Annotated in this window: 21 protein-coding genes, 1 tRNA gene and 1 other annotated feature; of the genes, 5 read left to right on the forward strand and 17 right to left on the reverse strand. The window is 64.8% G+C overall.

Features of this window, described 5'->3' with window-relative positions; all coding sequences use genetic code 11:
• Positions 1-12 precede the first annotated feature (12 nt).
• Positions 13-1500 (reverse strand): aspartate aminotransferase family protein, encoded by a 1488-nt coding sequence (locus EOA13_RS29385; protein ID WP_127296992.1) that lies wholly within the window; start codon positions 1498-1500, stop codon positions 13-15.
• A gap of 13 nt (positions 1501-1513) precedes the next feature.
• Positions 1514-2602 carry a cysteine synthase A gene (gene cysK, locus EOA13_RS29390; protein WP_127297007.1) on the reverse strand — a complete coding sequence of 363 codons (1089 nt, stop codon included), beginning with the start codon at positions 2600-2602 and terminating at the stop codon, positions 1514-1516.
• Positions 2603-2855: 253 nt separating this feature from the next.
• Between cysK and EOA13_RS29395 the strand changes: the two genes are divergently transcribed.
• The 3 genes from EOA13_RS29395 to EOA13_RS29405 all read left to right on the forward strand — a co-directional run bounded on the left by EOA13_RS29395 (position 2856) and on the right by EOA13_RS29405 (position 5614).
• Entirely contained in the window at positions 2856-4841 is a 1986-nt protein-coding gene (locus EOA13_RS29395; protein WP_127297008.1) for a BTAD domain-containing putative transcriptional regulator, read from the forward strand.
• Positions 4842-4967: 126 nt separating this feature from the next.
• Positions 4968-5150 carry a hypothetical protein gene (locus EOA13_RS29400; RefSeq protein WP_013528612.1) on the forward strand — a complete coding sequence of 61 codons (183 nt, stop codon included), beginning with the start codon at positions 4968-4970 and terminating at the stop codon, positions 5148-5150.
• Positions 5151-5239: 89 nt separating this feature from the next.
• On the forward strand, positions 5240-5614 hold the full coding sequence (locus EOA13_RS29405; RefSeq protein ID WP_127296993.1) for a YkvA family protein: 375 nt from the start codon (positions 5240-5242) through the stop codon (positions 5612-5614).
• 88 nt (positions 5615-5702) lie between these two features.
• Here EOA13_RS29405 and EOA13_RS29410 read toward each other — a convergent pair whose 3' ends face one another.
• From EOA13_RS29410 to EOA13_RS29465, 12 genes are all read right to left on the reverse strand, one after another.
• Positions 5703-6011 carry a UBP-type zinc finger domain-containing protein gene (locus EOA13_RS29410; protein ID WP_164780406.1) on the reverse strand — a complete coding sequence of 103 codons (309 nt, stop codon included), beginning with the start codon at positions 6009-6011 and terminating at the stop codon, positions 5703-5705.
• Positions 6001-7692, reverse strand: coding sequence for a cyclic nucleotide-binding domain-containing thioredoxin-disulfide reductase (locus tag EOA13_RS29415; RefSeq protein ID WP_127296995.1), 1692 nt, complete (start codon positions 7690-7692; stop codon positions 6001-6003). Before EOA13_RS29415 ends, EOA13_RS29410 begins: the two co-directional genes overlap by 11 nt.
• A gap of 155 nt (positions 7693-7847) precedes the next feature.
• A complete protein-coding gene (locus EOA13_RS29420) occupies positions 7848-9332 on the reverse strand; it encodes a SulP family inorganic anion transporter (protein WP_127296996.1) in 1485 nt (494 codons plus the stop codon).
• A 72-nt stretch (positions 9333-9404) separates the two neighbouring features.
• Positions 9405-9460, reverse strand: a sequence feature (sul1 is cis-regulatory element that is thought to sense ions involved in sulfur or methionine metabolism; They are found in Alphaproteobacteria).
• A 184-nt stretch (positions 9461-9644) separates the two neighbouring features.
• Positions 9645-9729 (reverse strand) — tRNA-Leu (locus tag EOA13_RS29425).
• A 73-nt stretch (positions 9730-9802) separates the two neighbouring features.
• Positions 9803-10423: a 2,3-bisphosphoglycerate-dependent phosphoglycerate mutase gene (locus EOA13_RS29430; protein ID WP_127268270.1), complete on the reverse strand. Its 621-nt coding sequence runs from the start codon at positions 10421-10423 to the stop codon at positions 9803-9805.
• 41 nt (positions 10424-10464) lie between these two features.
• Positions 10465-11286 carry a 4-hydroxy-tetrahydrodipicolinate reductase gene (gene dapB / locus EOA13_RS29435; protein ID WP_127296997.1) on the reverse strand — a complete coding sequence of 274 codons (822 nt, stop codon included), beginning with the start codon at positions 11284-11286 and terminating at the stop codon, positions 10465-10467.
• The gene (locus EOA13_RS29440) at positions 11283-13142 is read right to left on the reverse strand and encodes an ABC transporter ATP-binding protein (protein ID WP_127296998.1); all 1860 of its coding nucleotides are present in this window, start codon (positions 13140-13142) and stop codon (positions 11283-11285) included. The genes dapB and EOA13_RS29440 overlap by 4 nt, the downstream gene beginning before the upstream one ends.
• Positions 13143-13280: 138 nt before the next feature.
• The gene (locus EOA13_RS29445) at positions 13281-14306 is read right to left on the reverse strand and encodes a glucokinase (protein ID WP_127296999.1); all 1026 of its coding nucleotides are present in this window, start codon (positions 14304-14306) and stop codon (positions 13281-13283) included.
• Positions 14307-14492: 186 nt separating this feature from the next.
• On the reverse strand, positions 14493-15581 hold the full coding sequence (mepA, locus tag EOA13_RS29450) for a penicillin-insensitive murein endopeptidase (protein WP_127297000.1): 1089 nt from the start codon (positions 15579-15581) through the stop codon (positions 14493-14495).
• A gap of 65 nt (positions 15582-15646) precedes the next feature.
• Complete coding sequence (locus EOA13_RS29455; RefSeq protein ID WP_127297001.1) at positions 15647-16546, reverse strand: SDR family oxidoreductase; 900 nt, start codon at positions 16544-16546, stop codon at positions 15647-15649.
• Positions 16543-17697 (reverse strand): tRNA epoxyqueuosine(34) reductase QueG, encoded by a 1155-nt coding sequence (gene queG, locus EOA13_RS29460; RefSeq protein WP_127297002.1) that lies wholly within the window; start codon positions 17695-17697, stop codon positions 16543-16545. Before queG ends, EOA13_RS29455 begins: the two co-directional genes overlap by 4 nt.
• The gene (locus EOA13_RS29465; protein ID WP_013528622.1) at positions 17678-18370 is read right to left on the reverse strand and encodes a glutathione S-transferase family protein; all 693 of its coding nucleotides are present in this window, start codon (positions 18368-18370) and stop codon (positions 17678-17680) included. The genes queG and EOA13_RS29465 overlap by 20 nt, the downstream gene beginning before the upstream one ends.
• 160 nt (positions 18371-18530) lie before the next feature.
• Here EOA13_RS29465 and EOA13_RS29470 point away from each other — a divergent pair, with 160 nt between their 5' ends.
• A complete protein-coding gene (locus EOA13_RS29470; protein WP_027040262.1) occupies positions 18531-19337 on the forward strand; it encodes an undecaprenyl-diphosphate phosphatase in 807 nt (268 codons plus the stop codon).
• A gap of 272 nt (positions 19338-19609) precedes the next feature.
• On the opposite strand, the gene EOA13_RS29475 is transcribed toward EOA13_RS29470, so the two are convergent.
• Both EOA13_RS29475 and rsmI read right to left on the reverse strand, forming a co-directional pair.
• The gene (locus tag EOA13_RS29475; RefSeq protein WP_164780408.1) at positions 19610-19987 is read right to left on the reverse strand and encodes a YraN family protein; all 378 of its coding nucleotides are present in this window, start codon (positions 19985-19987) and stop codon (positions 19610-19612) included.
• Complete coding sequence (gene rsmI / locus EOA13_RS29480; RefSeq protein WP_127297004.1) at positions 19980-20906, reverse strand: 16S rRNA (cytidine(1402)-2'-O)-methyltransferase; 927 nt, start codon at positions 20904-20906, stop codon at positions 19980-19982. Before rsmI ends, EOA13_RS29475 begins: the two co-directional genes overlap by 8 nt.
• Positions 20907-21040: 134 nt before the next feature.
• Between rsmI and EOA13_RS29485 the strand changes: the two genes are divergently transcribed.
• Positions 21041-21229 carry a hypothetical protein gene (locus EOA13_RS29485; protein WP_127297005.1) on the forward strand — a complete coding sequence of 63 codons (189 nt, stop codon included), beginning with the start codon at positions 21041-21043 and terminating at the stop codon, positions 21227-21229.
• 73 nt (positions 21230-21302) lie between these two features.
• On the opposite strand, the gene EOA13_RS29490 is transcribed toward EOA13_RS29485, so the two are convergent.
• Positions 21303-21740, reverse strand: coding sequence for an EamA family transporter (locus tag EOA13_RS29490; protein ID WP_127297006.1), 438 nt, complete (start codon positions 21738-21740; stop codon positions 21303-21305).
• Between the last annotated feature and the right edge of the window lie 434 nt (positions 21741-22174).

The following is a 22174-nucleotide window of genomic DNA, read 5'->3' on the forward strand; positions in this document are numbered from 1 at the left end:
GCCTGCCCGTAACTAGGAAGGCGCGGAACCCTGCGTTGCGATGTCATGCCCCAGCCGCACCGTTTCATGCACCAGAAGGTCGAGATCCTCGCGCCGTGTGCGATGGTTGGTGATCGCCACGCGCAACCAGTGCTCGCCATGCACCGTGGTGTCCGAAAGGGCCGCAATGCCCTGTTCCTGCAGCCGCAGCATGATCTCCGTGTTGAGCGCCTTCAGAGCCTCGCCTGTCAGACCGGGCTGATAGCGGAAGCAGACGATGTTGACGGTCGGCGATGCCGCCAGCTGCAACCGCGGCGCGGCCTCGATCAAGCCGGCGAGATAGACGGCCTGGGCAATGTTCTGGTCGATCAGGCGGCCGAATTTCTCGACACCGTGCTCCTTCAGCGCCATCCACACCTTCAGCGCGCGAAAACCGCGCGACGTCTGCAGGCCGTAGTCGTGCAGCCATTCGCCGGAAGCAAGGCCGCGCGGCGTCGATTCCAGGTATTCCGGCGTCACCGCGAAGGTGCGGCGATGCGCGTCGGCATCCCTGACCAGGGCGCAGCCGACTTCGAACGGCGCGTGCAGCCATTTGTGGGGATCGAGCGCGACCGAATCCGCCCGTTCGATGCCGGCGACGCGATGAGCATTGGCTGGCGCAATCGCGATCAGCGCGCCGATGCAGCCGTCGACATGGAACCAGAGGCCTTCCTCATGTGCCAGCTTCGCAAGCGCCTGCAAATCGTCGATCGCCCCGGTGTTGACGGTGCCGGCCGTACCGATGACGCAGGCCGGTTTGAACCCTGCCCTGCGGTCCTCGGTGATCGCCGCACGCAAGGCAGCGATATCGATGCGCAGCCCGGCATCGGTCGGTATGCGGCGCAGTGCCCGGTTGCCGAGGCCGAGTGCCTCCATCGCCTTGCGGTGGCACGAGTGTATCTGCTCCGAGCCGTAGAAGCGCAGCGGCTTCTCGATGGCGGCAACGCCATGCTCGCGCACGTCGATGCCGGCCTTGACGTTGCGCGCCACGGTCAGCCCTATGATGTTGGCCATCGAGCCGCCGCTGACCAGCGTGCCGCCGGCAGAAGCGGGAAAGCCCAGCATCTCCTTGCACCAGTTCACCACCTGGCTGTCCATCAGCCCGGCGGCGTGGTTGCCGCCGCCGAGGTTCGAGCCCTGGATAGCCGCCAGGAAATCGCCGAGCGCGCCGGTGAAGTTGCTCGACCCCATATACCAGGACCAGAAGCGCGGATGGATATTGCCCATCGGATAGGACATCACCGTGCGGGACACCTCAGCATAGACAGCATCCAGCGGCGCCGGCGAGCGCGGCAGCGGCGCCGAGAAGGCCTTTCTCACATCGGCCGGCATCTCCCGCCAGACCGGGCGGTCGCGCACATCGCGGAGATAATCGACCGCATCGTCGATGACCCGGTGCGACAGGGCCTGCACATCGGCCCAGTCCAGGGGATCGAGCGTTTCCTCGGCCACCAGGCCGAGGTTTTCTTGCACGGCGTCCATACCAGATCTCCCGTCAAGCCGCCGGAAACTGGCAGCCGGGCGTCGAGCGCGACAGGGCAGTCTCGTCGGCATCCATCTCGGCCTCGATGCCGTCGAACAGCGGCGTCGACATGTAGCGCTCGCCGGTGTCGGGCAGCATGCACAGGATCACCGCGCCGGCCGGCGCCTTCTCCGCGACCTGCCGTGCCACGGCGAAGGTGGCGCCGCCGGAAATGCCGGTGAAGATGCCCTCTTTCCGCGCCAATTCCCTGGCCCATTTGATGCCCTCGGGTCCGGCGATCGGCATCACCTCGTCATAGAGGCTGGTGTCGATCGCCTCCTGCAGCACGTTGGGGATGAAATCCGGCGTCCAGCCCTGGATCGGGTGCGGTTCGAAGGCTGGATGGCTGGCGGCCGGGGCACCATCGGCGCCGCGCTGCTGCACCTTGCCGCTGCCGATGAGCTGCGCGTTGGCCGGCTCGGACAGCACGATGCGGGTTTCCGGACGCTCGCGGCGCAGCACGCGCGCCACGCCGACCACCGTGCCGCCGGTGCCATAGCCGGTGACGAAGCAATCGAGCCGCGAGCCGGCGAAATCATTGACGATCTCGCGCGCCGTCGTCGCCTCGTGGATGGCGGCGTTGGCCGCTGTTTCAAACTGGCGGGCAAGGAACCAGCCATTGGCCTCGGCCAGTTCCACCGCCTTCTTGTACATGCCGAAACCTTTTTCGGCGCGCGGCGTCAGCACCACCTTCGCGCCCAGCATACGCATCAGCTTGCGGCGCTCGACCGAAAAACTGTCGGCCATGGTGACGACCAGCGGGTAGCCCTTTTGCGCGCAAACCATGGCGAGGCCGATGCCGGTGTTGCCGCTGGTCGCCTCGACCACCGTCTGGCCCGGCTTCAGCGCACCGCTGCGCTCGCCCTCCTCGATGATGTTGAGCGCCAGCCGGTCCTTCACCGAGGCGCCGGGATTGAAATACTCGGCTTTGACGTAGATCGTCGCGTGGGACGGTCCGAGATTGTTGATGCGAACCACCGGCGTGTCGCCGACAGTGTCGAGAATGCTGTCGAACAGGCGGCCGCGCCCGGCCGTGGTTCTGATCTTCTGCTGCTGCAACATCTTGGTCTCCTTGATTGTCATCGCGTTTGTCTTCACGGGCCGGTTACAAACCGGCGGGTTGGGCGGCGAGGTTTGGTGACCTTGCCGCGCTAGGACTGACATGCCGCACAGCGGCAATGGCTGTATCCGGCGCTGAAATCCGCTGCCGGATGCGCCGTGTCGTGTTTGGTGATACAGGAGAGGCCGACAGGCCAGCGTGGGAGCAGGCGTGGAAACGCACGTGGAATCCAACCGATCGAGGCTGGACGGCGACATGCCGGACCTGTCGGTGCGCCTGCTCGGGCCGTTGATGATCTCCCACGACGGCGCTCCGGTTGCCCTCCCCGCGTCACGCAAGCTGCGCGCGCTGATCGCCTATCTGGCGCTGGCACCGCATCCGGTCGGCCGCAGTCGCCTGTGCGAGTTGTTGTGGGATGTGCCGAACGACCCAAGGGGCGAACTGCGCTGGTGCCTGAGCAAGCTGCGGAGCGCGCTCGACGCGGTGGGCCGACAGCGGGTCGCGACACAGGGCGACACGGTCGCACTCGATCTGAGCGATTGCCTGGTCGATGCGCTGGAGGTGAGTCAGGCCGCCACGCAAGGGCTCGGCACCCTTAATGTCGAGCGCTTGCGGACGCTGGCCAAACTGTTTGCCGGCGATTTCCTCGACGGGCTGGAGCTCGAGCGCAGCCCGCATTTCAACAGCTGGCTGACCGCGCAGCGCCGCCGCTTCCACTCGTGCCACGTCGCCGTGCTGGAGCAACTCGTCGGCAGCCTGGCGGCAGACAGCGACGAGGCGATCGCCCATCTCGACACATGGGTGGAACTGGCGCCGTTCGACCGGCGTGCACATGCGGCACTGTTGGCAGGTCTGGCCGGACGCGGCGAGATCGGCGCGGCTGAAGAGCATCTGGCGGCGGCAGAACAGTTGTTCAAATCGGAAGAACTGGATTTCGCACCGCTTCGCGCGGCCTGGCGGGCGATCCGTGACCGACAGTCGGGCATCTCGCTTCGGACGGCCTGCCTGTCCACCCTATGGCCATTGGTGGCCACGCCGACCGCACCCGGCCCGGTCGAGCCCAGCCATGCTTCGTTGGCGGTGATGCCGTTTGTCGAGGAGAGCGGCGGCACGCGCGGCGGATTGGCCAACGGTTTTACCCACGACATCATCACCCGCCTTGCCAAGCTCAGGGATTTCTTCGTCATCGCGCGCGGATCGGTGTTTGCGCTGGCAGAGCAGAACATCGCGCCCGAGGATGCCGGCCGCCGACTGAATGTCGACTATGTCGCCACCGGTACGGTGCGCAGCCCGTCCGGCCGCCTCATCGTCAGCGTCGAACTGATCGAGGTGCGCAGCGCCAGGATCGTCTGGGCCGAGACCTTCGAGCGCAGGCCCGATGACATCTTTTCCGTGCTCGACGACATCGGCAACAGCATCGTCTCCTCGATCTCGGCCGAGATCGAAACGGTCGAGCGCAACCGCGCCATGCTGAAGGCGCCCAGCTCGCTCAACGCCTGGGAGGCCTATCATCGCGGCCTCTGGCACATGTACCGCTTCACCCAGGCCGAAAACGAGCAGGCGCGGCATTTCTTTGCCCAGGCCTTGCAGCTCGACCCGACCTTTGCCCGCGCCTATGCCGGACTGTCCTTCACCCACTGGCAGAACGCCTTCCAGCGCTGGGGCGACCGCGACCGCGAAAGCGCGCTGGCCTTCGAGAGCGCCGGGCACAGCCTGCTGGTCGACGACCACAATCCGGCCGCGCATTGGGCGATGGGCCGGGCGCTGTGGCTGCGCGGCGAGCAGGACGGTTCGCTGCTCGAACTCGAGCGGGCTGTCGATCTCAGCCCCAACTTCGCGCTCGGCCACTACGCGTTGTCCTTCGTGCATTCGCAGTCGGGCGACCCGCAAGCGGCGATCGGCTCTTCCGACCATTCGCGCCATCTCAGCCCGTTCGACCCGCTGCTGTTCGGCATGCTGGGCGCACGCGCCATGGCGCATGTCCGGCTGGGCCAGTTCGAGGAAGCGGCCGAATGGGCGCTGAAGGCGGCGGCGCGGCCCAACGCCCACGCCATCATACTGGCGATCGCCGCGCACTGCCTGGCGCTGGCCGGACGGCTCGACGAGGCGCGCGGCTTCGCCGCCGCCATCCGCAAGACAAGGCCGGACTATTGCGCCGACGATTTCATCGGCACCTTCCGCTTCGAGCCGGATGCCGTGGCGCTGTTCCGGCAGGGCGCCAGGCTTATCGGGCTGAACTGAAGCCTGGCATCGCCATCTCTGGGATCGCCTGGGAATTTCGCCTCAAATCCGCCGGGTTAACGAAGTCGGAAGGAGTTGTTTAACCGTTCGCGGCTATGTACCGGCCGGGGGGCCGACAAAGTGAGTATGATGAGCAACAGCCCCGACAAGCGCAATGAATGGCGCGCCATCTTTTACGTGCAAGCTCGCGTCGCCATCCTGTTTGTCCCGGTGGTTGCCAGCCTGCTGATCATAGCGGCGCTTGCCGGAAACGAACGCAAGTCCGTTCCCAGCATGATCGACCCGACCGTCACCGGCTCCGTGCGGTAGACGGCGGTCATCGGTTCTTCGAGACGCTCCCGGAGGCGGGCGCCTGGCGTGCGCTATCGGCGGTTTTCATTTGGCGTTAAAATCATCCGATGGCACTGAATGAGTGGGCCCGAACGATCAAGCGCGATGTGCATGCGCTCTACCTCGCCGCTCGCGATCCCCGAACGCCTTGGTATGCCAAGGCGCTTGCCGTGTGTGTTGCAGGCTATGCCTTGTCGCCAATCGACCTGATCCCCGATTTCATTCCGGTGATCGGCTATCTCGACGACGTGATTCTGGTCCCTTTGGGCATCCTTGCGGTGGTCAGGATGATACCGCCCGAGGTCATGGCAGAACACAGGGAGGCCGCCGCCCTTGCCGCTGACAGGCCCGTGAGCCGTAGCGCGGCGGTGATCATTGTTTGTATCTGGGCTGCCTCGATCGTGCTGGCCGGCTGGCTGGGATATCTGTATTTCGCCGACTGACTGCCAAGCCGTTCAGTAGGGAGGCTGCCGCCAAGAAAGCCCGGATGGATCGCGCTTTTCTCGGGATTCCGTCGCCATGCGGCGCCGCTCAAACAAAGCGCGGGATCGGGCCGTTCTGCGGGGTCACCTCGTCGCCAAGCTCGATAAAAACCTCGTCGACATAGCACCATGCCCAGCCTTCGGGTGGATCGTAGCCCTCGATGATCGGATGCTGGGTGGCGTGGAAATGCTTGGTGGCGTGGCGGTTGGGCGAGTCGTCGCAGCAGCCGACATGGCCGCAGGTGCGGCAGAGCCGCAGATGCACCCATTGCGACCCGCTCTTCAGGCATTCCTCGCAGCCGAGGGCGCTCGGCGTCACCTTCCTGATGTCGCGCGTATGTCTGCATTCATCCATCATGCTCTCCTGCCATTCGAGGTGTGTCGGCGTTGCCGCGCGCGAGATAGGCATGCAATGCGGCCACCACCTGGGCGCCTTCGCCGACAGCCGCCGCGACGCGTTTGACCGAGCCGGCGCGGACGTCGCCGATGGCGAACACGCCGCTGCGGCTCGTCTCCATCTGCGCCGATCCTATGTTCGAGCCGGTGCGCACGAAACCTCTGGCGTCCAGCGCCACATCGCAGTTCGCCAGCCAATCGGTATTCGGATCGGCGCCGATAAAGAGGAAGAGATGGCGGATCGAGCGCGTCGTTTTCGCGCCGCTGGCGCGGTTGCGCCAGCGCACTGTGGCAAGATTGCCCTCTTCGCCCTCCAGAGCCTCGATTTCGGTCCCGGTCAGCACCTCGATGTTCGGCTGCGCCCGGATGCGCTCGACCAGATAGCGCGACATGGTGGCATCGAGGCTGCCGCCGCGCGCCAGCAGCGCCACTTTCCGCGCATGACTGGCCAAGTAGACAGCCGCTTGTCCGGCCGAATTACCCGCGCCGACCAGCGCCACTTCCTGGTCCGCGCAAAGCCGACCTTCGATGGGCGACGCCCAATAATGCACGGACGTCCCCTCGAACCGCGCCAGATTGGCGATGTCGAGGCGGCGATAGCGCGCGCCGCTGGCGATCACCACGCTGCGCGCGCGCACGGTCTCGCCGTCGCCGACATCGAGCAGATAGCGGGCGCCTGACGCGTCGGCGGCGGCGCTCAAAAGCTTCGCCTCGTCCGGGATCACCATTTCGACGCCGAATTTCTGCGCCTGGTTGTAGGCGCGCGCCATCAGCGCCATGCCGGTTATGCCTGTGGGGAAACCGAGATAGTTCTCGATGCGCGAGGAGGCGCCAGCCTGTCCGCCGAAGGCACGGCAATCGAGCACGATCGTCGACAGCCCTTCGGATGCCGCATAGACAGCCGCCGCCAGCCCTGCCGGGCCGGCGCCGACGATGGCCACGTCATACACCGCATCGGCATCGATCGGCCGCAGCAGGCCGATGCAGCGGGCGAGGTCCTTTTCGCCGGGGTTCATCAGCAGCCTGCCGTTTGGACAGAGCACGATCGGCAGGTGGTGCGGATCGACCTCGAAGCGTTCTACCAGGGTTTTGGCGCAGGGATCGCTGTCTGAATCGAGCACGCGGTGCGGTTGGCCGCTGCGGGCGAGGAAACCCTGCAGCCGCAACACGTCGGCATTGTCCTGGGGTCCGATGATGATCGGCCCGCTGGTGGCGCTCTCCAAAAGCCCGACGCGGCGCAGGATCAGTGCCCGCATGATGCGCTCGCCGAGATTGGCCTCCTGCACCATCAGGTCGCGCAGCCGCTGCGAGGCGATGACGAACGCCTCCACCGGTTCGGCGGCCTGCGCATTGACCAGCGAGGGACGGGCCGAAAGCTGCGCCAGTTCGCCGACAAAGCTGCCTGGACCGTGGGTGACGATCGTCTCGTGCCGGCCGAGCCCCCCGTCCTGGGTGATATCCACGCTGCCCGACAGCACGACGATCAGACCGGGCGCCACATCGCCCGCCGTGACGATGTTCTCGCCGGCCGCATAGGCGCTGGCCTCGCCGAACCGGCGCATGCGGTCGATGTCCACCTCGGCCAGCGTGGGGAACGCCTGGTCGCGGCGGGCACCGAAGATCTGGGTGGTGGATTGAGCCATGGTTGAGCGTAGCGAAGCGGGCGCGGAGTTTGAAGCGGTTTGTTGGAGCCCTGACCAGGAGGGGAGGTCTGGCTGGTAGACACCACGCCGTCGTCATCTCGGGCGAGGATCCAAACCGAGACACCAGCCGAAGAACCTCAGTCGGAAGGCCTTCGTCAGTGGCTGAAGACTCGTTCCAAAGCACCCGGCTCATTGTGCATGGCAAGTTTGTCCATGATGGTGACGCTGGCCTCGTTGAGACCTACCACCTCCACCTCGACGCCCTCGCGGCGGAACTTGAGAACGGCGGTGTCGACTGCGCCGACGCCAGTGAGGTCCCAGATATGAGCGTGAGTGACGTCGATGACGGCGCGCTGGAGGCGCTCCTTGAAATCGAACGCGTTCAGAAAGTCCTCCGCTGAAGCGAAGAATAACTGGCCCTCGATAAGGTAATGGCGCTCCGGGCCGTCGCCACTGAGGGTCGAGGTGACGCGGAAAATCTGCGACACCTTCCAAGCGAAGAAGATGCCCGAGAGCAGCACGCCCACCCCGACACCAAGCGCGAGATTGTGGGTCCCGACCACGGTGGTCACTGTCGCCAGCATGACGATGCTTGAACGACGGGGGTGCTTCCTGAGATCGTTCAGAGAAGACCAGCTGAACGTGCCGATCGATACCATGATCATGATGGCGACCAGGGCCGGCATGGGAATGACGCGCAGCCAGTCGCCGAGCGACATGAGCATGAACAACAGGAACGCCCCGGCCACAAATGTGGAAAGCCGCGTGCGTCCACCAGATTTGACGTTGATAACCGACTGGCCGATCATGGCGCAACCGGCCATGCCGCCCAGGAACCCGGTTACGAAGTTGGCGATACCCTGGCCAACACATTCACGGTTCTTGTCGCTTTTTGTGTCGGTCATCTGGTCGACAATGGACGCCGTCAGCAGGCTTTCGAGCAGGCCAACCGCGGCCACGCCTAGTGAATAAGGCAAAATGATCCACAGCGTTTCCAGCGTGAAAGGCACGTCTGGCAGCAGGAAGGTCGGCAAGCTCGACGGCAGTTCGCCGAGGTCGCCCACCGTCCGCACGTCGATGTGAAGCAGCAGCGATAGGGTGGTGAGCACGATGATGCACACCAGAGGCGAGGGCACCGCCTTCGTGATGCGGGGAAACAGATAGATGATGGCAAGGCCGAGACTGATCATCGCATAGGTTTGCCACGGCATGCCGACCAGCTCCGGCAGTTGGGCCATGAAGATCAGAATCGCAAGCGCGTTGACAAATCCGGTCATCACCGAGCGCGACACGAACCGCATCACATAACCCAGCCTGGCGAAGCCGGCCGCGACCTGGACCACGCCGGCCAGAATGGTTGCCGCGAGCAGGTATTGCAGACCATGGTCGCGCACCAAGGTGACCATAAGCACGGCTGTCGCCGCGGTGGCAGCTGAAATCATCGCCGGCCGGCCGCCGGTGATGGAGATAATCATGGCGATGGAGAAAGAAGCGTAGAGCCCAATCTTGGGGTCAACGCCGGCAATGACAGAAAAACCGATGGCTTCTGGTATCAGCGCCAGGGCGACAACAATGCCCGCGAGCACGTCGCCGCGCAGGTTGCCGCGCCACTCGTCGCGGTAGGTTTTGAATGTGAGCATGGAATTCCGGTCAATCATTTCCAGACCGCGACGGACCGCAGCCCATCATAGTCAGCGCAGATCTGGTTTTGTTGTTGTCCGGCGGATCGGCGGCCGGAAGAGCCACCCGGAATTGCACCGGGTCCATCTTGGATATCTGCACATAGCCGCAAATTTTGGTGCAGTGCAACAAGTCTTTGCTGCACGGCGTAGGCGCTGGCCTCGCTGAAACGGCCGTTTTAGAGTGACCTTGAGCCGCGCAAAGAAAAAGCCCGGACGAACCGGGCTTTTTCTTTAAGTTTCTGAACCGTCGAAGGGTTCGAAACGGGAATTTGGTGCCCAGAAGAGGACTCGAACCTCCACTCCTTGCGGAACACGGACCTGAACCGTGCGCGTCTACCAATTCCGCCATCTGGGCTGGTGCGGGCTCATGTAAGCGGGCAAGCGATGTGTGTCAACGCGCTTTTTTCGCGGTTGCTCCGTTCGCCGGCTCAGTCGTCCAGCACTTCCTTGGACGCGACGGTGGAATCGGCGTTGAGCTGGTAGATGACCGGCACGCCGGTGCCGAGTTCCAGCTTGACGATCTCCTCGCCCGACTTGCCGTCGAGCGCCATGATCAGCGCGCGCAGCGAGTTGCCGTGCGCGGCGACCAGCACGGTGCCGCCACGCAGCACATGCGGCTGCAGATCGTGCAGGTAATAGGGCCAGACGCGGGCGCCAGTGTCCTTCAGGCTTTCGCCGGCAGGCGGCGGCACATCGTAGGAGCGGCGCCAGACATGCACCTGCTCCTCGCCCCATTTCTTGCGGGCGTCGTCCTTGTTCAGTCCGGAGAGGTCGCCATAGTCGCGCTCGTTGAGCGCCTGGTCGCGGATAGTCTTCAGGTCGCTCTGGCCGACCGCGTCGAGGATGTGCTGACAGGTCTTTTGCGCCCGGATCAGCGCCGAGGTGAAGGCGATGTCGAATTTCAAGCCGCGCGCCTTGAGTTTCTGGCCGGCGGCCTTGGCCTCGGCGTGGCCCTGCTCGGTCAGATCGACGTCGCGCCAGCCGGTGAACAGGTTTTTCAGGTTCCATTCGCTCTGGCCATGGCGCACGAGCACGAGGGTTCTCGACATGTTTGCTCCCTTCAGGTTGGGCAAGTTGGCAGATTGGCCGCTCAGCTGAGGCCGAGCACGTCCCGCATCGAATACAGCCCCGGCTTCTTGCCGCGCGCCCAAAGCGCCGCCTTGACGGCGCCGCGGGCGAAGATGGCGCGGTCCTCGGCATGGTGGGCAAGCGTGATGCGCTCGCCGGTGCCTGCTAGCATCACGCTGTGGTCGCCGACCACCGAGCCGCCGCGCAGCGTGGCAAAGCCGATCGAGCCCATCTTGCGCACGCCGGTGTGGCCGTCGCGGACGCGTACGTCATTGCCTGAAAGCTCGATACCACGTCCGGCGGCGGCGGCTTCACCCAGCAGCAGCGCCGTGCCCGATGGCGCGTCGACCTTGTGCTTGTGGTGCATTTCGAGGATCTCGATGTCGAAATCGTCGGCGTCGAGCGCGCGCGCCGCCTGTTCGACCAGCACCGCCAAAAGATTGACGCCGAGGCTCATATTGCCCGACTTGACGATGGTCGCATGGCGCGCCGCCGCCGCGATCCTGGCATTGTCATCGGCCGAACAGCCGGTCGTGCCTATGACATGGACGATGCGCGCCTGCGCCGCGTAGCCGGCGAATTCCACTGATGAGGCCGGGGTAGTGAAATCGAGCACGCCATCGGCCTTGGCGAAGACCGGCAGCGGATCGCCGCTGATCGCCACGTCGATGCGGCCAATGCCGGCGAGTTCGCCGGCATCCTTGCCCAGATGGGGCGAATCCGCCCGCTCGACCGCGCCGATGACCCGCGCGCCGGGGACAGTGTGGATGGCCCGGATCAGCGTCTGGCCCATGCGGCCGGCAGCGCCCACCACCACAAGGCCCATATCGCTTGCTTCGCTCATGTGCTCCTCACAGCAGTCTTCTTCGCACGCGTGGCCCGGACCGGAGTTTGGATCGGCTTGCTGTCATCGACAAGCCCCAGCCCCTTCTTGCCCTGGATGCGGTGGAAGCGGGAATAGATGCTGTCCGGGTCGGCCATCAGCGTCGCATGGGTGCCTTCCTCGACCAACCGGCCCTCTTCCAGCACGATGATGTGGTCGGCATTGACCACCGTCGATAGCCTATGCGCTATGACGATGGTCGTGCGGCCTTGCATGACTTGGGTCAGCGCTTCCTGGACGCGCGCCTCCGCCTCGTTGTCGAGCGCCGATGTCGCCTCGTCGAGCAGCAGGATCGGTGCCTGGCGCACGATCGCGCGGGCGATCGAGACGCGCTGGCGCTGGCCGCCGGAAAGGGTCGAGCCGCCTTCGCCGACCGGCGTGTCGTAACCTTGCGGCTGCTGGCGGATGAACTCGTCGGCTGCCGCCTGTTTCGCCGCCTGCTCGATCTCGGCGTCCGTGGCCGACAGACGGCCGTAGCGGATGTTGTCGCGGATCGTGCCCTCGAACAGATATGGCGCCTGCGCCACATAGGCGATCGACTGCCGCAGCGAATGCTTGGTTACCTTCGAGATGTCCTGGCCATCGACCTTGATGCTGCCCCGGTCGACGTCGTAGAAGCGCTGCAAGAGCGCCACCAGCGTCGATTTGCCGGCGCCCGACGCACCGACGATCGCCGTCATCTTGCCGGCCGCGGCGGTAAAGCTCAGGTCCCTAAGCACCGGCATGTCGGCGCTGTAGCCGAACGTCACATTGTCGAAACGCACCTCGCCGGTGGTGATCCTCGCCTCGACGGCATCGGGTGCGTCGCCCTGTTTTGGCTCCAGGTCGAGCAACTCGTAGATCATGCGCGCGTTGACCAGGGCACGTTCCATGCCCACCTGTGTGCGCGCCAGGCGTCTTGCCGGATCGTAAGCCATGATCAGTGCGGTGATGAAGGAGAAAACCGCGCCCGGCGGCTGCCCAAGATACAGCGCCCGGTAGCCGGAATAGGCAAGCACGGAGGTGATGGCGAGACCGCCCAGAATCTCGGAAATCGGCGACAGCCGCTCCGAGACGCGGGCGATCTTGTTGTTACGCTGCTCGGCCGTGTCCGCCATGATGCCGATGCGGCGCGCCAGCTCGGCCTCCAAGGTGAAGGCCTTGACGATGGCGATGCCTTGCGTGGCTTCCTGCACGGACCCGTTCAGCCGCGAATTGATCAGGACGGATTCCCGGTTGATACGCCGCAGTCGGCGGGTGATATAGACGACGGCCCAGATCAGTGGAGGGCCGATCAGCAGCGAGCTGAGCGACAACACCGGATCCTGATAGATCATCACGCCGACGAGAGCGACCAGCGTGACCGCGTCGCGGCTGATGGAGGTCAGTGTCAGCGACAGCAGATCGCGAACGCCGCCGACATTCTCGCTGACCTGTGCCGCCAGCCGACCGGAACGCGTATCGTTGAAGAAGTTGACGCCGAGCTTCATCAGATGGTCGAAGCTGCGCTTCTGGTAGCGCGCGACCAGATTGTTGCCGATACTGGCCAACGCGACTGCTTGGCCGTAACCGGCGAAGCCGCGCAGCAGGGAGGCTCCCATGAAACCGGCACAGATCAACCAGAGCATATCGCCGCGTCGTTCGTAGAAGATCTGGTTGATCATCGGGGCCATGATCCACGCCGTGAAGGCAGTGGTGCCGGAAACGATCAGCAGGCAAGAGACGGCGACGACATAGGTCCAGCGATACTCGTTGCCGTTTTCAGCGAGGATGCGGCGGAGCACCGCTGTGACCTCGCCGGGCCGGGCTTTTTGTTTGTTTGGAGCTTGAAGTGTCAAATCGGGAGCGCTTTGTGGTTTTCCGCCTCGTGGGACCGGGGCTGCAAATTCGGCACCCCTCTTAACGCCCTGCGGCCTAATTGCCTATGCCCGCACCTGATTAACTTCGTCGCGGGGGCGCGAGCGCTTCGCTGGCTTTCAGGCCTGCCAGCGCCGGCCCTCGGTCTGGACACCGAACAGCAAGGGGGTCCTGGCATAGGCGGCAAGGCCCAGAAGTGCGGCCAGCGGGTGGGTGATGACGTAGACCGGCATGGTGCGCATCATCGCGCTGTGCGGCGCCTTGTCCTCGAAAGCGGCCCGGAAATTGCCGGCTTTCAGCGCCGGCACGATCTTCTGCGCGATGCCACCGGTGAGGAACACGCCGCCGCGGCTCATGAATACCAGAGCAAGGTCGCCTGCGGTGCGCCCAAGGCAGGTGACGAAGATCTCCAGCGCTTCCTCGGCAACCGGATCGGTTTTCGCAAGTGCCGCGGCAGTGATCTCCGCCGGCGTCGTGAAGGGCGACGCCTTGCCGTCCGCCTTGGCCACCGCCCGGTAGACATTGACCAGACCGCGCCCGCACAGGATCTGCTCGCCCGAAACGCGGCCTTCGAGCTTCTCGATATGCGGAAAAACCTCGAAATCGCGCGGTGTGCGCGGGCCGATGTCCATATGGCCGCCCTCGCCGGGGACCGGTATCCAGTGGTGCAGCGCATGGACCAGCCCGGCGACGCCGAGCCCGGTTCCCGGACCGAGCACGACGCGCCCGGCATTGGGCTCCGGCGTGCCGCCGCCGATCTTTTCCATGTGCTCCTCGCCGAGCGCGACGACGGCCAGCGCCTGCGCCTCGAAATCGTTGAGCACGACGATGTCGCTCAGGCCGAGGCTGGCGAACATTTTCCTCGGCTTGACGATCCAGGGGCAGTTGGTCAGCTCGATCTCGTCGCCGTCGACCGGACCGGCCACCGCCAGCACCGCCGAATTGGGACGCACCGACGAGCGGTCGAGCACGGCCGCCTGGATCGCCTCGTCGATGGTGTTGTAGTTCGCCGTCTGGACGATGGTCGGCTCGCCTGCCTCGGAATTGGCGTCGAGCACGATCGAAAAGCGCGCATTGGTGCCGCCAATGTCGCCGATCAGGATCGGAAACCGCAACAAAGTATCGTCGTCGCCTGTGCGTGGCATGCTCTCGTCCGTCTCCGGCGCCCCCGACGGCATCTGGCCGTTCTTCCGTTGACTAGCGCATGGGTTTGAAAAGGGAAACGGTTTTCGACCCCGGCGGCGCGCTGAGGCCGGCTCTGCGGCCAAACCGCCACGGTTTCAAAAAAATGAGGCGCTGAACCGATTGAGTCTGCCTATAAGCCGTGATCGTCAGTTTCCAGGCGGCCGCGGTCGCGGCAGCGGCACGCCGATCTCGGGCGTCGCCGTGAAAGCGTTCATCGTGCTTGGCAAGCCGGCGGCGGCCGGGGTGGCGGGCAACGAGGGCGCTTCGGGTTCGGGCGCGGCAGCCGCGACCGGCACGCCGCCGCCATGGTAGGTCGCCGCCTCGGCCGACGACGGCCCCGGCGCGTCGAGCACGGCGCGGCATTCGCTCGGCAGGTTTTCCATCGTCATCAGGTCGCGGGCCTTGGGCGCATCGGGGTTCTTGTTGGGGCGCCAGGGCTCCTGCGTGAACCACCAGGCCAGCGGCTTGCCGCAACCGTCATCGTCCGGCGTCGCTTCCTGCGCCTTGCAGCCGGGCGATCCGGGCTGACAGCCGATGCGCATGTGGAAATGATAGTCGTGGCCCCAGAACGGCCTGACCTTGCGCAGCCAGAAGCGGTCGCCCTTGACAGTGTCGCAGAGCTTTTTCTTGATGCCCGGATTGACCAGGATGCGCTCGACCTGGCTGTAGCTCGCCGCCCGCTTCAAAAGCCTTGTGTGCGCCGGCGTCCACAGCGCGTCCTTCACCAGATGGGTCTTCTCATCGACCATCAAGGTGGCGCTCATCGATTCGCGCTGCGCCATCGACAGCGGGCGGCTGGGCATCGGCGTCAGCCAGATGTCGGCGTCGAGCCCGATCTGGTGCGAGGCATGTCCTGTCAGCATCGGGCCGCCGCGCGGCTGCGAAATGTCGCCGATCAGCAGGCCTGGCCAACCGTCGGCCGCTGCGTCGCGCGACAATTTCTCGACTACCGCGATCATCGCCGGATGGCCCCAGCGGCGGTTGCGCGACGGCCGCATCACCTGCCAGGTAGGACCGTCCAAGGGAATGGCGACGCCGCCGGCAAAACAGCCATTGGAATAGAATCCGACCGACCGCGCCGCGGTCGCGGCCGGCAGTTTCTTGGCGCCGAACAGGTCTTTTGCCCGCTCCTCGGCGCTCGCCGGCTGAACGGCTAACCCAAGCACGGCAAGCAGGCCGAGCGCAGCGGCCAACAGGCGCGTTTTGCCGAAAGGTGGCCTCATCGCTATCTTCATGAACCCGGTTCTCCACCGCAATCCCAAGGCCGAATCATAGCACGCCGCGCCCGCGGCTTCGATCGTCAGCGCTTCATCGGGCTGCGCGCTTCGCCGTCACGCCAATCGCCGCTTGCCCACATATGATCGAAGGCGGCGCGGTAGTCGCGAAAGCGCAGGGAATAGCCCGCCGCCTTGATCGCCGCGTTGGCGACACGCTTGTTCTCGCCATAGAAGGACCGCGCCATGGGCGAAAGTTGGGCGGCGTCGAAGGGAATTTCGGGCGGCGGCTCTATGCCCATCAGCGAAGCGGCATAGGCGACCACATCCTGCGGCGGCGCCGGCAGGTCGTCGGTGACGTTGAAGATGCCGCCTGTGTTTCCTTCGATGAGCTGCCACAGGGAGCCTGCAATGTCCTCGCAATGGATGCGGTTGAACACCTGGTCTGGCTTGACCAGCCGCCTTGCGGTGCCGTTTTCCAGATTGACCAGCGCGTTGCGGCCGGGGCCGTAGATGCCGGACAGGCGCAGGATCGCCCCCGGTCGGCCGATCTCGCGGCCCAGCTCCAGCCAGTCCTGTTCGGCGGCAACTCGCATCACCGAGCGCTTCGACACCGGCCGGCATTCAGCCGTTTCATCAACCCAGGCGCCGTCATAATTGCCATAAACCCCGACCGTAGAGAGATAGCCGATCCATTCCAGCAAAGGCATTTGAGCGATTGCCGCGCGCGCGGCATTCAAAACGGGATCACCGGCCTCTTCCGGGGCAATCGAAATCAGCAGATGCGTTGTTTTTCCCAATGCATCACCGATTTCGCCGGTCATCGCGCCGTCGAACAGGAGCGGCGCGATACCGGCCTGCCGCAGCGTCTCGAATTTTTCCGGCGAGCGTGTCGTGCCGAAGATCGTCGCGGCGCCTTTGTTGGCCCGAGCAAAAGCCCTGCCGGAATAGCCGGCGCCGAAGATGAATATGTGCTTTTCGCTCATGCATTCGCCCTGGTTGGCCGCGCCAGACGCCATTCGTCGCGCACGGCTTCGTCGCTCTCGGTTTTCAGGCCGAGGGCTGCCCTTTCTGAATATTCGGCGTCGAGCACCAGCCGCGCCAGCGCCCATATTGCCGCGCCCCGCACCAGCGGTGACGGATCGTCCAGCAAGACGCGCACAGTGTCGGCAAGAGAGGCATCGCCGGAATTGCCGGCGGCGATCAGCACGTTGCGGATGAACCGGTCGCGGCCGATGCGTTTTATCGGCGAACCGGAGAAGAAAGCGCGGAAGGCCGCGTCATCGAGACCCAAAAGGTCGGCGAGCGGCGGCTCGCGCAAATCATCGCGCGCGACGAGTTTTGCTTCGGAAGCCGCCCTGGCGAATTTGTTCCACGGGCAGGCGGCAAGACAATCGTCGCAGCCATAGATGCGGTTGCCGATCTTTTCACGGAACTCATGCGGGATCGGCCCCTTGTTCTCGATGGTGAGATAGGAAATGCAGCGCCGCGCATCGAGCCGGTAGGGCGCTGGAAAAGCATCGGTCGGGCACGCGTCGAGGCAGGCGCGGCAGGAGCCGCAATGATCGATCTCGGCGCGGTCGGGCACGAGTTCGGCGGTGGTGAAGATGGTGCCGAGGAACAGCCAGGAGCCGTGCTCGCGGCTGACCAGATTGGTGTGCTTGCCTTGCCAGCCGAGCCCGGCGGCCTCGGCCAGCGGCTTTTCCATCACCGGCGCAGTGTCGACGAACACCTTCACATCACCGCCGGCGCGCGCCACGAGCTTGCCGGCGATCTCCTTCAGCCGCCCCTTCATGACATCGTGATAGTCGCGGTTTTGCGCATAGACCGAGATCGCGCCACGGTCGCGCTTGGCCAGCACGCCGCGCGGATCATGGTCGGGGCCGTAGTTCATCGCCAGCACGACGATCGACCGCACCTGCGGCCACAGTGCCGCCGGTTCGGCCCGGCGTTGCAGCGTCTCGGCGATCCAGTCCATCGACCCGTGAAAGCCATCGGCGACGAATTCGGCCAGGCGCGCCGGCGCCAGCGGGATCGCATCGGGGGAGGTGACGGCGACGGCATCGAAGCCGGCGCGCTGCGCCTCCGCGTCGATCAGCGCGCGCAGTTTCGCGGCGTCAGAAGTCGAGGTCCGCATAGTGCGACACCGGTGACAGGCCACGCACCCGGTCGGTCAAAAGCGGCCGAAAGGATGGCCGCGATTTGACCCGCGTGTACCACTCGCGTGCAGCGCTGTGCTCGCGCCAGTCGATCTCGCCGAGATAATCGAGCACCGACAGCGTCGCCGCGGCCGCGAGATCGGCATAGGTGACCCTCGAACCGGCCAGCCAATGGCGGGTGCCGGCCAGCCAGTTGGTGTATTTCATGTGCTGGCGGATGTTGGCGCGCGCGGCACGGATCGCGCCCGAATCGGGCGAGCCGCCGCCCGCCGTTTCCGGCATGACCGGCTTCAGCACGCGCTCGCGCACCAGATGGCGGGTAACTTCGCTTTCAGCCTTGTTGAGATACCAGTCGATGAGCCGGCGGATTTCGGCGCGCTGCATCGGGTCCTCGGCGAACAGCCGCTTGTCGCGCTTCAGCACACCGCGCGTTTCATCGAGATATTCCGATATGACCGTCGCGCCGACGATCGGCACGTCGCCTTCGGCCAGCAGGATCGGCAGCGTGCCGGCCGGGTTCAGCGCCAGGAACTCCTTGCGCCGGGTCCACGGCTTTTCCTCGATCAAAGCCAGCTCCTCGCCATACTCGCCGAATGCGAGGCGGACGAAGCGACAGGTGGCGAACATGGGATGGTGGAAAAGCGTCAGCATGGTTCCGCGATGATAAAGCGCACTGGCGAATCGCAGGGCGCACCGGTAAGTCTTGGCCGCCCGGTTAGCGGGCCGTCAGGGTGTTGCGACCTATAGGGGGACTTCAACGCCATGACAAGCAAGCCCTTCTGTCAGCCGTCACGCCAATGCCGAGGTAGCCATGGAAAGCCAGACCATCGTCGAAGCCCTGCTGCTCGGCCTGCTGGAGGGGTTGACCGAGTTCATCCCGGTGTCGTCGACCGGCCATATTCTGCTTGCCGGTCATTTCCTCGGCTTCCATTCGACCGGCAAGGCCTTCGAGATCCTGATCCAGCTCGGCGCCATCCTGGCGATCCTCAGCGTCTATTTCCGCCGGCTGTGGAAGATGCTGCTCGACCTGCCGCATGACCGGCTGACGCGGCATTTCGCCATCGGCATCCTGATCGCCTTCCTGCCGGCGGCGATCATCGGCGCGCTGGCGCATGATTTCATCAAGACGGTGCTGTTCGAATCGCCGAGGCTGATCTGCATCATGCTGATCATCGGCGGCGTCGTGCTGCTGGCGGTGGACCGCATGAACCTCAAGCCGGTCTACCGCGATGTCGAGCGCTTCCCGACCCGGCTTTACCTGCAGATCGGGCTTTTCCAGTGCCTGTCGCTCATTCCCGGCACATCGCGTTCGGGCTCGACCATCGTCGGCGCCCTGCTTTTGGGCGTCGATAAGCGCGCGGCCGCTGAATTTTCCTTCTTCCTTGCAATCCCGACCATGGTCGGCGCCTTCGCCTTCGACCTGTTCAAGAACCGCAATGTGCTGAGCAGCGCCGACCTGCCGATCATCGCCGTCGGCTTCGTGGCCGCCTTCGTCACGGCGCTCATAGTCGTACGCTTCCTGCTCGATTACGTCTCGCGCAACGGCTACTCGCTGTTCGGCTGGTGGCGGCTGGTGGTCGGCGGTGTCGGGTTGGTGGCGTTGATGATCTGGGGATGAGGAGTGATCCGCGAAGCGGACCCTACGCTTCGTCATCCACGGGCGGAGCAAGGAGCGTAGCGACGCGGCGCAGACCCGAAGATCCATGCCGCGACGTGGATCGGAGGGTTCGGCGATCGAGAATAGCCATCGCCAAGCTCGCCAAATCCGGCGAAAAGTCTCCCAATCCTGCATCGTAGAAGCGCTTAGAGGTCGCGGCATGGATCCTCGGTCTGCGCGACGGAGCTTCGCTCCTGCTCCGCCCGTGGATGACGAAACATATGATTCGTCCCTCAATTCCTCCCGTAAAACGCGTTCTCGACATGCACCGGCCAGCGCCAGGGCAGCACCGCGACCATGTCGAAGCGCATCGACAATCTGCCGTAGTCCGCTTGGCGAGACAGCCAGATGTCGGCCGCGCCTTCTATGCGTCGCTCCGATTCGTGGCCGATCGCCTCCATGGCTTCCATCAGCGTGCGCCGCGCCTTGACCTCGACGAACAGCACCAGATCGCCGCGCCGCGCGATCAGGTCGATCTCGCCGAAGCGCGTACGATGGCGGCGCGCGAGAATCCGGTAGCCCTTGAGCATCAGCGCCAATGCAGCCAGCCGTTCGCCGCGATGGCCGCGCCGATAGGCTTTTTGGCGGCTGGCGCTCGGGCGTTCAGCCACTGCCCTCTCCGGAAGCATCCTTGAGTTCCAGCAATCGCCGATAGAGCGCCTGTTTCTGGCCGCCGGTCATTTTCGCGGCTTCCGCCGCCGCCTTGGAGGCCGGCATCTCGGCGGCAAGCGAGAGAAGCAGCCGGTCGATGTCGGCGGGCTCGTCCGCCCTGGCCTCGGCCGGACCGACGCAGACGACGATCTCACCCTTCGGCGTATCGGCCGCTGCATAGTGGTCGGCCAGCGCCTGCAGCGTGCCGGTGCGCATCTCCTCGAAGGTCTTGGTCAATTCACGGCCGATCGCCGCCTTGCGCTCGCCGCCGAGCGCTTCGACCATGGCGACAAGCGAGTCAGCCAGCCGACGCGGCGATTCGAAGAAGATCAGCGTCGCCGGCACGGCTTTCAGTGCCTCCAGCCGCGTCAACCGCTGCCCGGTCTTCACCGGCAAAAATCCGGCGAACAGGAAGGCATCGGAGGGCAGGCCGGATGCGGTCAACGCCGCGAGCGGCGCCGACGGGCCGGGGATCGGCACGACGCGAATGCCATGGTCGAGCGCCTCGCCGACCAGCCGATAGCCGGGATCGGACACCAACGGCGTGCCGGCATCGGAGATCAGCGCCACGCTCTGCCCGGCCTGAAGTGCCGATATCAGCTTCGGCCCGGCCTCGCCGGCATTGTGTTCATGATAGGCCGTGGTGCGGCGGCGAATGCCGTAGCGGTCGAGCAGCACGCGCGACACCCGCGTGTCTTCGCAAGCGACGATGTCGGCGGCGGCAAGCGTCTCCAGCGCGCGCAGCGTGATGTCGGCGAGATTGCCGATCGGCGTCGCCACCAGATAGAGCGCCGGCTCCAGCGACCGGGCCGCGATCTCGGTCTGCCCGACCACATAGCTGCGCTTGCTCGTCTCTGCGGTCACTGATGACTTCTCCATTCAGCCCTGTTTGGCACGGCTGACGCGGGCTTGCAAAAGCTGACGCCGATGTAAGGAATTCGCCTTTCCTTTGCCACAGTGGGGAACCAAACCGGCGTTGGCAGATTAGCCCCCTGATTCCGGAGGAGGACAGGATGGACAGCCTGAAGATACAGGACGCTTTCGAGCCCTACTATGCCGGCCGCAACCGCGTTGCCGCCACGGCCAGGCGCCCGCCCGCCAAGACCGAGAACGGCCCGACCAAAGAGCGGACCGCGAGCACCTTGCCGACGAAGGGCAGGCTTTCCGACAGCAACAAACCAGACAGCACGACGGAGCACTGACCGGACGATGCCCAATCGCTTCGATATCTTCATCACCCGTCTTGAAACAAAGAATGCCCGTAACGGCGCGCAACTAGCCTCGATAGGCGACCAGCACCGCGCCCGCCGCGATAAGGGCGACGCCAAGCCAATTCGCTCCGGACAACCGCTCGCCGAGAAAGGCCGCGCCAAACACCGCCACAAGCACGACGCTTAGCTTGTCGATCGGCGCCACCTGCGCCGCATTGCCGATCTTGAGCGCCCGAAAATAGCAGAGCCATGACGCGCCGGTCGCCAGACCGGACAGGCCGAGGAAAGCCCAAGTCTTTCCCGAGATCGTGGCCGGCGACTGGAACTGGCCGCTGGCAAGCAGGATCGCACCGAGCACGATCAGGATAATGACCGTGCGGATGAAGGTGGCGAAATCGGAATTGATGTTCTCGATGCCGACTTTGGCGAAGATCGCCGTCAGGGCCGCGAACGCAGCCGAGAGCAATGCCCAGAATTGCCAGGAGGATACGGTAAGGTTCATGCCGGTGGCCTTTGCGGATGGCGTCTCAACCGAGATACCGTGAAACGGGTGCCTTCAGAAGTGCAATCCTAAGCTTCGGAGATTGGGCGAGGCTTCCCCACCTTCGTCATCCACGGGCGGAGCAGGAGCGAAGCGACGTCGCGAAGACCCGAGGATCCATTCCGTGACTTCTGAATTTCGCTACGGTGCAGAATTTGGAAAGCTGGGGTGGAGAAGATGCGCCGGCAACGAAATCTGTTGTTTGAACGGGACAAGTGGCAGAGCAGGCATGCCTATTCTGGACCGTGACGCCCCGCGGCAGCCGTCGCGGCATGGCAACTGTGTTCATGCGAAAGCTTTTTTATCACGGATGATGGCGTTTAGGACGACGAGGAGCTTCCTTGCGACGGCGATGATAGCCTTCTTCTTTGACGCTGAGCGAGCTGCGATGGCGC

The organism is Mesorhizobium sp. M7A.F.Ca.US.011.01.1.1, assembly GCF_003998295.1.
Classification (GTDB): Bacteria; Pseudomonadota; Alphaproteobacteria; order Rhizobiales; family Rhizobiaceae; genus Mesorhizobium.